10 protein-coding genes are annotated in these 13515 nt (G+C 46.8%); 3 read left to right on the plus strand and 7 right to left on the minus strand.

Going from position 1 to position 13515, the window contains the following annotated elements; genetic code table 11:
- Positions 1–223: 223 nt before the first annotated feature.
- Positions 224–4120: a phosphoribosylformylglycinamidine synthase gene (purL, locus tag ACPUEK_RS00005; protein ID WP_425641841.1), complete on the minus strand. Its 3897-nt coding sequence runs from the start codon at positions 4118–4120 to the stop codon at positions 224–226.
- Positions 4121–4225: 105 nt separating this feature from the next.
- Positions 4226–4762, minus strand: coding sequence for a tRNA adenosine(34) deaminase TadA (gene tadA / locus ACPUEK_RS00010; RefSeq protein ID WP_425641842.1), 537 nt, complete (start codon positions 4760–4762; stop codon positions 4226–4228).
- A 48-nt stretch (positions 4763–4810) separates the two neighbouring features.
- On the opposite strand from tadA, the gene ACPUEK_RS00015 reads away from it, so the two are divergent.
- On the plus strand, positions 4811–5221 hold the full coding sequence (locus tag ACPUEK_RS00015; protein ID WP_417506612.1) for a CBS domain-containing protein: 411 nt from the start codon (positions 4811–4813) through the stop codon (positions 5219–5221).
- Positions 5222–5267: 46 nt separating this feature from the next.
- Here the strand turns inward: ACPUEK_RS00015 and ACPUEK_RS00020 are convergent, their stop codons facing one another.
- The 4 genes from ACPUEK_RS00020 to ACPUEK_RS00035 all read right to left on the minus strand — a co-directional run bounded on the left by ACPUEK_RS00020 (position 5268) and on the right by ACPUEK_RS00035 (position 10653).
- Positions 5268–5489: a cold-shock protein gene (locus tag ACPUEK_RS00020; protein ID WP_067094978.1), complete on the minus strand. Its 222-nt coding sequence runs from the start codon at positions 5487–5489 to the stop codon at positions 5268–5270.
- 60 nt (positions 5490–5549) lie between these two features.
- On the minus strand, positions 5550–8333 hold the full coding sequence (locus tag ACPUEK_RS00025; protein WP_067030396.1) for a valine--tRNA ligase: 2784 nt from the start codon (positions 8331–8333) through the stop codon (positions 5550–5552).
- An 85-nt stretch (positions 8334–8418) separates the two neighbouring features.
- Positions 8419–8904, minus strand: coding sequence for a hypothetical protein (locus tag ACPUEK_RS00030; RefSeq protein ID WP_067215208.1), 486 nt, complete (start codon positions 8902–8904; stop codon positions 8419–8421).
- A 291-nt stretch (positions 8905–9195) separates the two neighbouring features.
- Positions 9196–10653 (minus strand): leucyl aminopeptidase, encoded by a 1458-nt coding sequence (locus tag ACPUEK_RS00035; protein ID WP_067215212.1) that lies wholly within the window; start codon positions 10651–10653, stop codon positions 9196–9198.
- Between the two features lie 145 nt (positions 10654–10798).
- On the opposite strand from ACPUEK_RS00035, the gene lptF reads away from it, so the two are divergent.
- A complete protein-coding gene (gene lptF / locus ACPUEK_RS00040; protein ID WP_269448091.1) occupies positions 10799–11896 on the plus strand; it encodes an LPS export ABC transporter permease LptF in 1098 nt (365 codons plus the stop codon).
- On the plus strand, positions 11889–12950 hold the full coding sequence (gene lptG, locus ACPUEK_RS00045) for an LPS export ABC transporter permease LptG (protein WP_425641843.1): 1062 nt from the start codon (positions 11889–11891) through the stop codon (positions 12948–12950). The genes lptF and lptG overlap by 8 nt, the downstream gene beginning before the upstream one ends.
- Before the next feature lie 21 nt (positions 12951–12971).
- Here the strand turns inward: lptG and ACPUEK_RS00050 are convergent, their stop codons facing one another.
- Positions 12972–13397 (minus strand): RDD family protein, encoded by a 426-nt coding sequence (locus ACPUEK_RS00050; protein ID WP_067030378.1) that lies wholly within the window; start codon positions 13395–13397, stop codon positions 12972–12974.
- Positions 13398–13515 lie beyond the last annotated feature (118 nt).

A 13515-nucleotide genomic window follows, 5' to 3' on the forward strand; every position in this document is an offset into this window, starting at 1 on the left:
GAGTTAAATTAATAAAAATGCGCTATTCTTTTAAATAACGCCAAAATAGATCAAAAAACACACTAAAAAAACACCTAAACGATCAAATATCAATCAACCTTGACCTATATAGTTAACTAGCCGTCGCTTTTATCACGTCATCGCTCATAACATTGCGCTAGAAACGAAAAAGCCCGCTGCTTATAAAAGCAGCGGGCTTTAGAACACCTAACCAATCCAAAGATTAGCCAAGGAACTTACGTGCATTTTGGAATAGACGTAACCAAGGGCCTTGCTCTTCCCAGCCTTCTGGCTTCCAGCTGTGTTGTACCGCACGGTAAACACGTTCTGGGTGAGGCATCATGATAGTCACACGACCATCTTCAGACGTTAGACCGGTAATGCCTTCCGCAGAACCATTCGGGTTGAATGGGTAGCGTTCAGTTGCTTGACCATAGTGATCTACATATTGCAGAGCCACTTGACCATTGGCTTGAAGAATCGCTTTGTGTGCATCATCGCGGTATTCTGTATGCCCTTCACCGTGCGCAACCGCGATCGGCATGACTGAACCCGCCATATCAGCTAGCAAGATAGAGTTAGACTCTTTCACTTCTACCTGAACAAAACGCGCCTCAAACTGAGCCGATTGGTTACGAACAAATTTAGGCCAATTTTGCGCACCTGGAATCAAGTCATGCAAGTTAGACAGCATCTGACAGCCATTGCACACTCCCAGAGAGAACGTCTCTTGGCGGTTAAAGAAGGCTTCAAACTGCTCGCGAGCACGGCTGTTGAATAAGATGGACTTCGCCCAACCTTCACCGGCACCCAATACGTCACCGTAAGAGAAACCACCACACGCCACTAGACCTTGGAACTCTTCAAGTGATGTACGGCCTGACAAGATATCACTCATGTGAACGTCAACTGGGTTAAAGCCCGCTTTATGGAAGGCTGCCGCCATTTCCACTTGTCCGTTTACACCCTGCTCACGCAAAACCGCCATACGAGGCTTCGCACCCGTATTGATGTAAGGCGCTGCAACGTCGGCATTAATATCAAAGCTTAGCTTAGCTGATAGACCTGGGTCTTTCGCATCCAGTAAGTTATCGAACTCTTGCTGAGCAGATTCTGGGTTATCACGTAGAGCTTGGATGCGGTAGCTGGTTTCAGACCAAGTACGCTGCCACGTCACACGATCTTGCGACAACACTTGCTCACCTTGGAACGCAAAGTTCAACGTATCGCTATCGTTTAGTGTTGCTACGACAGTTGCTGAAACGCCTGCGCCTTGGTAAGCCGCTAGTACGGCATCAACATCAGAGCTGGCTACCTGAATCACGGCACCTAGCTCTTCGTTGAACAAAGAAGCCGCTAGAGACGCTTTGTCTTTTGCAACATTGGTTAGATCTACATCTAGACCGATGTGGCTCGCAAACGACATTTCCGTCAAGGTTGCAAATAGACCACCGTCGGAACGGTCATGATAGGCAAGCAATTTACCTTCACCATTAAGTGCTTGAGTGGTATCAAAGAAACCAGCAAGCGCAGCTGCACTGTCTACGTCAGGTGTTGCGTTACTGACTTTGTTAAAGACTTGCGCAAGTACCGAACCACCTAAACGGTTTTGGCCAGCACCAAGATCTAGCAAGATCAATTGGCTCTCTGCTTGCTTAAGCTCAGGTGTTAGAGTCTTACGAACATCTTCTACTGGCGCAAACGCAGAAATCACCAAAGACAATGGCGAGGTAACGGCTTTTTCTTCGCCATCTTCTTTCCATACTGTCTTCATCGACATCGAGTCTTTACCCACTGGTATGGCGACATCCAATGCTGGACAAAGCTCCATACCGACTGCTCTCACAGTTTGATACAGTTTCTCATCTTCACCTGCATGGCCTGCAGCGGCCATCCAATTTGCCGACAACTTAATGTGGCTACGCTTTGTCACTTTCGCTGCGGCTAAGTTCGTTAGCGCTTCACCAACGGCCATGCGCCCTGAAGCAGGAGCATTCAATAGCGCCGCAGGCGTGCGCTCACCCATCGTCATTGCTTCACCTTTATAGGTGTCTAGCGATGACGTCGTAACCGCAACATCTGCCACAGGCACTTGCCAAGGCCCGACCATTTGATCACGCGCCACCATACCAGTAATGGTACGATCACCAATGGTAATCAAGAAACTCTTTGATGCCACCGTTGGTAGGGTTAGTACGCGTTTAGCCGCTTCCGCCAGCTCCAGTTCAGAACCATCAAAGTCATCGCCTTTCACATCAGCTTTAGTGGCTTCACGATGCATTTTTGGTGCTTTACCAAATAGAACAGACATCGGAAGATCGACAGGGCTGTTGTTGAAGTGAGGGTCTTCTACTTCTAGATGTAACTCTTCTTTCGCTTCACCCACCACAGCAAACGGACAACGCTCGCGCTCACAGATCGCTGCGAACTCATCAATGCGGTCAGCAGGGATTGCCATCACGTAGCGCTCTTGCGATTCGTTACACCAGATTTCCAGTGGTGACATACCCAGTTCATCGTTTAATACTTTACGTAGATCGAACTTACCACCACGCTCGCCATCTTTAACAAGTTCTGGCAAAGCGTTTGACAAACCACCCGCGCCCACGTCATGAATAAAGCTGATCGGATTTTTGTCGCCAAGTTGCCAACAACGGTCGATCACTTCCTGACAACGACGCTCCATTTCTGGGTTGCCACGCTGTACCGATGCAAAATCTAAGTCTTCGTTACCGTCCGCAGAAGCCATCGATGAGGCAGCACCACCCCCAAGACCAATCAACATCGCTGGACCGCCTAGCACAACCAGTTTCGAGCCAACTTGGATCTCATCTTTCTCAACGTGCTCACGACGGATGTTACCAAGACCACCGGCCAACATGATCGGCTTGTGGTAACCACGTACCTCGTCACCTGTTGGACCTTGAACTTTTTGCTCAAAGGTACGGAAGTAACCTAGCAGGTTAGGACGGCCAAACTCGTTGTTAAACGCCGCGCCACCAATAGGGCCTTCGATCATGATGTCCAATGGTGTAACGATACGACTTGGTTTGCCGTAATGACTTTCCCATGGCTGTTCAAAGCCAGGAAGCTTCAAATCCGACACCGTGTAACCAGATAAACCTGCTTTGGGTTTTGAACCAATACCCGTTGCACCTTCATCACGAATTTCACCACCTGACCCTGTTGCAGCACCAGAGAAAGGCGCAATCGCTGTTGGGTGGTTATGCGTTTCCACTTTCATCAGAATATCGATGTTCTCTTGTGAGAAGTCGTATTCTTTCGATTCTGGGTTAGGGAAGAAGCGACCTGCTTTGTGGCCTTCCATAACAGCCGCGTTGTCTTTGTATGCAGACAAGGTGCCATCTGGATTATGCTCGTGGGTATTTTTGATCATTTTAAACAAAGAACGTTCTTGCTCTTCGCCATCGATCGTCCAAGACGCATTGAAAATTTTATGACGACAGTGCTCAGAGTTTGCTTGGGCAAACATCATTAACTCAATATCGTTAGGGTTACGGCCTAGCTCTTGGAAAGATTCAACTAAGTAGTCAATCTCGTCTTCCGCCAACGCCAAACCAAGCTTCTGATTGGCGTCAGCCAATGCAGCACGACCACCACCTAAAACATCAACACTGGTCATTGGCTTTGGGGTTGCGTGAGCAAACATGTTTTGTGCAGCGTTTAAATCTAACAAAACACTTTCGGTCATGCGGTCATGCAGTAAAGCAGCAACCTCATGACGTTGGCCATCAGTCAATGCGGCATTCGTGTGAATAAAATATTGAACACCACGCTCTACTCGCTCAACTTGCTCAAGACCACAGTTATGCAAGATATCTGTTGCTTTTGAAGACCAAGGAGAGATGGTACCAAGACGTGGAACTACTAATACGTAGTGATCAGATACTTGAATCGGCGCAGACTTAGCCCCGTAAGTCAGAGCCTGTTCTAGCACGTTTTGTTGATCTGAAGTCAGCGCCTGTTCTGATTTCAATTCAACAAAATGTAGAAATTGGGCATCGATATCTGTGATAGATGGATACAGATCTTTTAGACCGGCTAAAAGCTTAGCTTTGCGAAACGCAGAAAGCGCTGCGGAACCATGCAGAGTCAGCATGTCGAGTTTTGCCTCATATGGTGGTTTTGGGGAAAAATTTGCGCACATTTTAAATCATTGAAGTGTTTTTAAGCCAGTACAGACTTTGCATTATCAACACTTTCCTCACTCATCACGTACACTTTGCTCCCTAGCCTGTTGTTTTAACCGCTTTTTTTGCTCACGACGGTACTGAAAAAAGTTTGAAAGCTGCTCACCGGCTTGATCAGCCAGCACCCCACCCAGACTTTCCACACGATGATTTAGGTAACTGCTGTCAAAAAAAGACAGCTGACTTTCCACCACACCACTCTTTGGTTCAGTCGCTCCGTAAACAACTCGCGCCACTCGACTGTGAATAATGGCTCCTGCGCACATGGAACATGGCTCTAAAGTGACGTATAACGTCGCACCGGGTAGGCGGTAGTTATTCATTTTTTGACAAGCATCACGAATAGCTTGGATCTCCGCGTGCGCCGTTGGATCGCAGGTGTGAATCGGGGAGTTAAAACCTTGACCAATGATTTCATCATTCAATACAACCAACGCACCCACTGGAATTTCGCTTTCAGCGGCCGCCTCTTGCGCTAATTCCAACGCTTTAGCCATCCAAAATTCATCTTTCTCTAGTAAGCACTGACTATTATCTATTGCGCTTGGCATTTATTATCTCCTAGACTCATAACAACTATTATACAAGGAGTTCGAAGCGTGCAAACTGTCGCCGACTTAATGATTACAAATTTAGTCACTCTAAAAGAGAGTGACTCCCTCGCCACCGCGAAGGCCTTGATGTCAGAAAAAAATATCCGCAACCTACCCGTTATTGACGATGACGGTCATTGCCTAGGTATGCTGACACAACGAGAATATCTTAAACATGCGTTTTACCTTGTCAGCCAATTTGGTACTCAGCAGCTGCATAAAAAAGAAGAGCAAACACCCGTTCGCAATGCCATGAATAAGGACACCTTGTCCATTGACCCTAGCATGACACTAAAAACCGCAGCTGAATTCTTTATTGAAAATAAATATGGCAGCCTGCCGGTAGTCGAGAACGGCAAGTTGGTCGGCATCTTAAGCCCTGTCGACTTTGTCAAACTGGCTCATAGCATGCTTTAAACAGACATAAAAAAACCAGCTGAATCAGCTGGTTTTTTATAAGAGGCTAGAGTGGCCGTTTCTCGAGTTTCACCTCGGTCGCTTGTGTCCCAAAGTCCGTCTGGATGACATCAAAACTCACCGACTGGCCTTTCTTCAACGTTTTATGCCCATCTGACAGAATGGCTTTATAGTGAACAAATACATCTGGAAAACCATCACGCTTAATAAAACCCACACCTTTGGTGTCGTTAAACCATCGCACTTTGCCAAATAACCGTTCTGCCATTGACCACCTCTTGCTACTTTAGCCAGTTGCCCCACTGGTCACAGTGAGGCAACTGTCACCTTATAGAGATTCGATGCTAGCCTTTTGCTCTTCAAGTCGAGCAACAACCAACTTCAAGTCTTCACACTTTGCTTTCTCTTTCTCTACGACCGCTTCAGGAGCTTTAGCAACAAATGACTCGTTACCTAACTTACCTTCAATGCGCTGTAGATCTTTACTGGCTTTATCGATTTCTTTTTGTAGACGAGCAAGCTCGGCCTCTTTATCAATCAGACCAGCCATAGGCACCAACACTTCCATCTCACCGACTAAGGCTGTCGCTGACATCGGCGCCTCAGCACCGGCCTCAAGCCAAGTGACGGATTCGATTTTCGCAAGCTTCTGTAGGAACGCTAAGTTCGCTTCCATACGCACTTTGTCTTGCTCAGAACCATTACGGAAAAACACTTCTAGAGGCTTAGACGGAGCGATGTTCATTTCACCACGAATGTTACGAACACCTTCGATAACCCCTTTTAGCCATTCAACATCGGCTTCGGCTTCGGCATTTTTCTTCGCTTCATCCGTTTCAGGGTACGCCTGCGTCATAACGGTTTCGCCCGTTTGACCCGCCAATGGCGCAATACGCTGCCAAATTTCTTCGGTAATAAATGGCATCATCGGGTGCGCCAAACGCATGAAGGCTTCCAGAACGCGAACCAGTGTACGACGCGTACCGGCCAATTGTGCTGGCGTTGAGTTCTCATCCCACAGCACAGGCTTAGACAACTCTAGATACCAATCACAGTACTCGTGCCACATGAACTCATAAATAGCTTGAGCTGCTAGATCAAAACGATGCGTGTCGTACGCTTTGTTCACCGCCTCTTCTGCGTGCTGTAAGCGCGAAATGATCCATTTATCGGCTAATGAAAGCTCAACTTCTGCACCATTTTGCGCACAATCTTGGTCTTCCGTATTCATCAATACGTAACGTGTTGCGTTCCAAATTTTGTTACAGAAATTACGGTAGCCTTCCAGACGGTTCAAATCGAACTTGATATCACGACCACCAGACGCCAATGAACACAACGTAAAACGCAGTGCGTCAGTACCGTAAGAAGGCATGCCTTCTGGGTACGTTTCGCGAGTATTCTTTTCAACTTTCTCAGCCAAACGAGGCTGCATCATGCCATAAGTACGTTTAGCAACCAGCGACTCAAGGTCAATACCGTTAATCAGATCCAACGGATCGATCACATTGCCCTTAGACTTGGACATTTTGTCGCCACGCTCATCACGGATAAGACCCGTGATGTACACGGTTTTGAAAGGTACTTTATCGGTAAACTTCAGGGTCATCATGATCATACGTGCGACCCAGAAGAAGATAATATCAAAGCCTGTTACCAGAACATCTGATTCCGCAAACTGCTCAAAGTCTTCTGTTTTTTCTGGCCAGCCTTGTGTGGCAAACGTCCACAATGCGGAAGAGAACCATGTATCCAGTACGTCTTCGTCTTGAACCAGCTCTATATCCGCTGCTAAGTCGTATTTTTGGCGTACATCTTCTTCGCTTTGACCAACGTAGAACTTACCATCAGCATCATACCAAGCTGGGATTTGATGACCCCACCAAAGTTGGCGTGAGATACACCAATCTTGTAGATCACGCATCCAAGAGAAGTAAGTGTTCTCCCATTGCTTTGGTACAAATTGGATATCACCATTTTCAACGGCTTCAATCGCGGGTTTCGCCAACGTTTCAACCGCCACATACCACTGCTTGGTTAGGTACGGCTCAACGACCGTGTTACCGCGCTCACTGCGCGGTACTTTCAGTTTGTGGTCGGCAATTTTCTCTAACAGACCTAGCGCTTCGAAATCTTTCACAATCACTTTACGTGCTTCGAAGCGATCTAAGCCACGGTATTTCTCTGGTGCCTCATTGTTGATCGCCGCATCGTCTGTAAAGATGTTAAGCATTGGCAGATCGTGGCGTTTACCTACTTCATAGTCATTGAAGTCATGGGCAGGTGTGATTTTCACACAACCTGTACCAAATTCTTTATCAACGTATTCATCTACGATAATTGGAATACGGCGACCAACAAGCGGTAACACAATCTCTTTACCAACTAAGTCAGAGTAACGCTCATCATCATGCGCAACCGCCACGGCGGAGTCACCTAGCATGGTCTCAGGACGCGTCGTCGCAACAACAATGTAATCTTTGCCATCTGCGGTTTTTACGCCATCCGCTAGAGGGTAACGGAAGTGCCACATGAAGCCATTTTCTTCTTCTGACAATACCTCTAGGTCAGAAATGGCCGTGTGCAGTTTAGGGTCCCAGTTTACCAAGCGCTGACCACGGTAAATAATGCCTTCGTCATAAAGACGTACAAACACTTCTTGAACCGCAGCAGACATGCCTGGGTCCATCGTAAAACGTTCTTTAGTCCAATCGACAGAGTCACCTAATACACGCATTTGATCAGAGATCGTGCCGCCTGACTGACCTTTCCATTCCCATACTTTTTCAAGGAACTTCTCACGACCTAATTCAGTACGTGTTTGGTTTTGCGCAGCCAATTGGCGCTCAACAACCATTTGTGTCGCGATGCCCGCGTGGTCACTACCTGGCTGCCACAAAGTGCGCTTGCCTTGCATACGTGCACGACGAATCATGGCATCCATTAAACTGTGCTGGAATGCGTGCCCCATATGCAGGCTACCGGTGACGTTCGGCGGTGGAATCATGATGGAGAATGGCGTGCCATCACCGCTTGGTGCGAAATAGTTGTTTTCTTCCCAGCGAGTGTAAATAGGCTGTTCGATACTTTGAGGTTGGTAAGTCTTTTCCATTATGGTGTCTTAAAGCTCTTGGATGGCAAAATAAAGTTGAGGGGATTATAACGTTTACACAGTGGTCGAGAAAGTCACGTAACACCTAAGGATCATCGTGTCTTGAGATTTCCATCATTACTTCTGCAACCAATTCTGGCAATCTGCGCTCGAGTACACTTTTAACAGCATCCGCAATAAGTTGAGATTGATCTTTACCTGCCGTATTGGGTTGCACGGCAGTGGCCACATGCTCAACCGTTTGACTGACAGAGTCGGAGACAGTCTCAGTTATCGCTTCGGGCGGCTCGTAGTTAAACTCAGCACCTTTTTCAGGTGGTTCGTATTGGAATTTGGTCTTTTTCTCAGGCGCTTCGTACTTAAAGGTAGGCGTCGGCTTTTGCGTCTCCGCCTCATCAGAGAATAGAGATTTCTTCAGGTGCATTTCCTGACTAATGGGAGTTACTGCATCGTCTGCACCGACGATATCCATCAAGATAGGAATATCATCTTTATTGCGTAACGCAGCTGTTAGGACTGTTTCGTCCGGCTCAGACAGAAACATTTGAGCATCAGAAAGCACATCAGACATAAAAAATCACAACCAAACCTAAGTGTATCGTACTAAATCCAGACTGATTTCAGTCTAAATTTTTCCGATAGGAAACGTTCAAGTTGTACAACTTTCGCACTGAACTGGGCAAAAGTCCACCCTAACGATACGCGCCGACAATCACACTAAACTATACCCGCCAATAAAACCTAACAAGATACAGTTTGGCGATTTCATCACTTTTCATCCCTTAAGCGAAACTCAAATCAACTAACAAACAAAAAGCCCTGTAAGCAAGACGACTTACAGGGCTTTATTCACTAAGAAGCTCTAGTTCGCTTTACTTAATAAATATTGAGTCAACAGACCTACAGGGCGACCGCTCGCACCTTTCGCTGCCCCGCCTGTCCAAGCTGTGCCAGCAATATCCAAGTGCGCCCAAGGGTAACTTTCTGTAAAACGCGAAAGGAAGCAAGCCGCCGTTACCGAACCGGCCTCCGGTCCACCAATGTTCCCCATATCGGCGAAGTTGCTATCTAACTGCTGCTGATACTCTTCATCCAATGGCATCTGCCAAAGTTTGTCTGCGGCGTCGCTGCCAGCCGCTTTCAAAGCATCCGCTACGTCTTGCTTATTAGCGTACATACCTGAATTGACACTACCAAGGGCCACAATACAAGCTCCCGTCAATGTCGCAATGTCAACCACTGACTGAGGCTTGAAGCGCTCAATGTAAGTCAATGCATCACATAACACTAAGCGCCCTTCCGCATCGGTGTTCAATACTTCCACTGTTTTACCCGACATTGTACGTACTACATCGCCAGGCTTCGTAGCACGTGCACTTGGCATGTTTTCCGCTGCCGCAATCACTGCGGTAAAGTTCAATGCGGGTTTGAGTTCACAAATCGCCTTCATCGTGCCAAATACACTGGCCGCACCACACATGTCGTATTTCATTTCGTCCATTTTCGCACCAGGCTTCAATGAGATACCACCCGTATCAAAGGTAATACCTTTACCTAGCAAGACATGCGGCGCTTCATCTTCTTTGCCACCACGGTAGTGCATCACGATCAAGTAGCTTGGCTGATCACTGCCGCGTCCAACCGACAGCAAACAGTGCATACCAAGCTCATCCATTTTGGTTTCATCTAGCAATTCGATATCAATACCGAATTCTTCACCAAGATGCTGCGCTTTGGAGGCCAAGTAAGCTGGCGTACACACATTACCCGGCAAGTTACCCAATTGGCGAGTGAACGCAGAACCTGACGCTGTCGCTACGCCCACTTTCAAGGCATCTTCGTTCGTACCTTCGATTTGCAAAGTTTCCACTTTACTCACTTTCTCAGCATCCGATTGCTTAAAGCCAAGGAACTCATAAAATGCTTCATTTAGCCACTGCGCCAACAAAGTCGTCATATTGTCAGCATCACGATCTTTAACTGACAAGCCGCTCGCAGCGACCGCGACGTTAGCATATGGCAGGGACTTGATTTGAGTACCTACTGCAGCCGCCACTTTTTTAACATTCATATCCGACAACGCATCTTTACCAGTACCAACCAACAACAGAGCTGGCTGACCTTCTACAACGCTTGGCAGCAGCAACGTTTGTGCCACAGAGCCTTTGAAAACGGTTTGTTCGCGCAGCGCTGTAATCTGGCCTTGTACTTTTTCATCTGCCTGTGCGGTTGCTGCTGGTAATTCACCTTCACTCGGAACGAATACAACAAGCAGGTCAGCTTGCACATCAGCAGCATTGTTGAACAATTGTGTTTTCATATTTCCCATCCAATTCAATAATCTTTCTAAAATACTGGCTACCTGCGGCAACTATCGAGATAATATTGGCCGCTTTAAAACAGTAGCGATCGCCTGAAGTCACGCTAGAACTCCAGTAGAGGTTCCTTTGAAACTATTCAGATACTTGGCTAAAGAAGTGTTGGTGTCAACCGCAGCGGTGACGCTCATCTTACTTCTTGTCATTTTAAGTGGACGCATCGTCAATTACTTGGGACGTGTCGCAGAAGGAAAAATGAGCTTTGACTTTCTGTTCATTATCTTGGGACTCCATGTGCCAAGTTTTATTCAAGTCATTTTGCCATTAGCTTTTTTCCTTTCTTTACTCTTGGCTTACGGCCGACTGTACATCGAAAATGAAATGTCGATTCTATTCGCCAGTGGCGTCAGCAAAGTAAAGCTTGGAGTCTACACCTTAGGTATTGCACTTTTTGTGACAGCCATCTCGGCCACCATAAACTTTTGGGTGTCTCCAACGTTTGAGTATAAAGCTCAAGAAATGACTCGCTCCCAAAGCCAGCTCACCGCTTTCGACTTTTTACAGCCGGGAAAGTTTGAGGGCTCAGGACAAAAAGCCACTTACATCGAAAATTTTACCGCCGATGAAGGCTGGATGGAAAATCTGTTTATTTCAGACACGACCATCAAATCAAATCAGCGCATCCCAACTCAAACCTTAGCACGCTACGGTGAGTTAGTGCGTTTTGCTGAACACGACGGATTACAGTACTTGGTTCTTAAAGATGGCGTACGTTATGAAGGCACACCCGGCACCGGAAACTACAGCTTAACGACCTTCGATACCTATGCTATCCGCATTGAAGACCGCCCGATGCAAGATATTACGGCAGAGGAAGCTCAGCCAACGCTGTCTTTGTTGCAGTCCAGCGACCCAAAATTAATTGCAGAATTACAATGGCGCATCAGCCTCGTCATCATTGTGCCGATACTGGCCATTATTGGTTTATCGCTCAGTCAAGTGAACCCAAGACAAGGACGTTTCTTTAAAATGCTGCCCGCTATTATTCTGCTTATCACATATTTGGGCCTGCTCATCTGGGGACGCACGGCGTTAGAAAAACAGATTATTCCAGCACAATTAGGTTTATGGTGGGTGCACGCCATCTTCTTGCTGATAGGCACCTACACCTTCCTGCTCTTCAACCAAGCCTTCTCGCGCAAGTCCGCGAAACTGCCTAAGAACAAGGAGAGCCGCCATGCGTAAACTTGACCACTACGTTGGCATGAGCGTATTACTGGCCGTCTGCTTGGTGGCGTTTGTTTTACTAGGACTGGACTTTGCGATTACCTTTATCGAAGAAGTAAAAAAGATAAATGATCAATACACTGCCGGCACTTTAATCCAAGTACTTGGACTGCGTATCCCAGGAAAGCTAGCGGAATACTTACCTGTTTCCTCTCTAATTGGCACCTTAGTCGGACTCGGAGCTTTAGCGTCCACCTCTGAAATTACCGTTATGCGCGCCGCGGGCATCCCATTATGGCGTCTAGGTTTTGCCGCCTGTAAGCCCGTCTTACTACTGGCTGTACTAGGGTTATTGGTTGCGGAGTTTGTATCACCTATCGCAGAACAAAAAGCCAACCTTGTGGATAAGCTTCAAGTTGGCGTCAACCAAGATTTCGCCATCACAGGCGGTAGCTGGCTTAAAACCAATGGCGACTATATCTATATTGATGCCGCAGATCGCGAAGGTAATTTATACAACATTACCATTTACGATCGTGAAGATGATCAGCTACGTGCCATCCATGCGGCGAAGCGTGCTACTCAAGTCTCTGATGACACTTGGCAACTACAAAACATCCAGACTTCAACGTTTACCGATACTAACGTTGAAGTAAGCAACACAAAAAGCCAAGAGTGGACCTCTTCGCTAAAGGCCGATTTCTTGTACTTATCCACACAAGAACCGGACAGTCTTTCACTTACTCAGCTGTATCAGTATTCAGCCTTTTTAAAGGAACAAGGACTTAACGCGGGGAATTATGAGCTCGCCTTCTGGAGCAAAGTCTTTAGACCTTTATCATCGTTAGCACTAGTGATCGTGGCCATTTCTACGGTATTTGGACCTCTGCGTTCATCTACTATGGGGGGGCGTATTTTCTCTGGCGTATTGATTGGATTGGCCTTCCAAAACAGCCTTTACATCACGGGACGGTTTAGCCTTGTAAGCTCGTTGCCACCCCTTTTGGGTATCCTAATCCCGATCCTTATTTGCTTTATGATCGGTTTATATCTGCTCAAACGTCGCCATTAGTAATGACGCTCAGCGCAGCCATTAAGAATCTTGGCTGCGCTGCTTGTGGTCAATAAATTCCAACCGCGTCTGTGACATTTTGTCATGCCATGTTTGTTGGTTCTTATCAATTAGCGCCCACAGAAACCCTAACCCACAACATGCCCAAGACACTAACGCAAAGACATAACGTGCTGTCGCTTGACGTGCAGTAATTGGCGCGCCGCTCTCTTGTACAACACGAAATTTCCAAACCTGCATTCCCAAAGTTTGACCAGGATACCGCCAAAATTTGAAGAAAAAACCCCACGCAATCAATAGCAACAACCAAAACATCCAGAAACTCTCCACCGCTTCACCATCGTTAGACATCACCGCAATCCAACCTACGATGAAATACAACGCGATCAATAAAAGAGCATCATAAAAAGCGGCCGCCAAACGACGCCAAAGCTGAACTTTACGCATACCAACCCTATACCCAAACACACAAATTTTGATGTCAACTATAATGCAGAGTAATAACGCGCTTTAAAAGGAGGTTTTCCAAAACCTAAAAAGAACACGATTAAGGTCAATAAAAAGC

It is taken from the genome of Marinomonas gallaica, from assembly GCF_049821165.1.
Lineage (GTDB): Bacteria > Pseudomonadota > Gammaproteobacteria > Pseudomonadales > Marinomonadaceae > Marinomonas > Marinomonas gallaica.

Excerpts from the sequence above, each read along its gene's own strand:
- purL (WP_425641841.1), bottom strand. The coding sequence starts at position 4,120 with ATGCTGACTCTGCATGGTTCCGCAGCGCTTTCTGCGTTTCGCAAAGCT.
- tadA (WP_425641842.1), bottom strand. The coding sequence starts at position 4,762 with ATGCCAAGCGCAATAGATAATAGTCAGTGCTTACTAGAGAAAGATGAA.
- ACPUEK_RS00020 (WP_067094978.1), bottom strand. The coding sequence starts at position 5,489 with ATGGCAGAACGGTTATTTGGCAAAGTGCGATGGTTTAACGACACCAAA.
- ACPUEK_RS00025 (WP_067030396.1), bottom strand. The coding sequence starts at position 8,333 with ATGGAAAAGACTTACCAACCTCAAAGTATCGAACAGCCTATTTACACT.
- ACPUEK_RS00030 (WP_067215208.1), bottom strand. The coding sequence starts at position 8,904 with ATGTCTGATGTGCTTTCTGATGCTCAAATGTTTCTGTCTGAGCCGGAC.
- ACPUEK_RS00035 (WP_067215212.1), bottom strand. The coding sequence starts at position 10,653 with ATGAAAACACAATTGTTCAACAATGCTGCTGATGTGCAAGCTGACCTG.
- lptG (WP_425641843.1), top strand. The coding sequence starts at position 11,889 with ATGCGTAAACTTGACCACTACGTTGGCATGAGCGTATTACTGGCCGTC.
- ACPUEK_RS00050 (WP_067030378.1), bottom strand. The coding sequence starts at position 13,397 with ATGCGTAAAGTTCAGCTTTGGCGTCGTTTGGCGGCCGCTTTTTATGAT.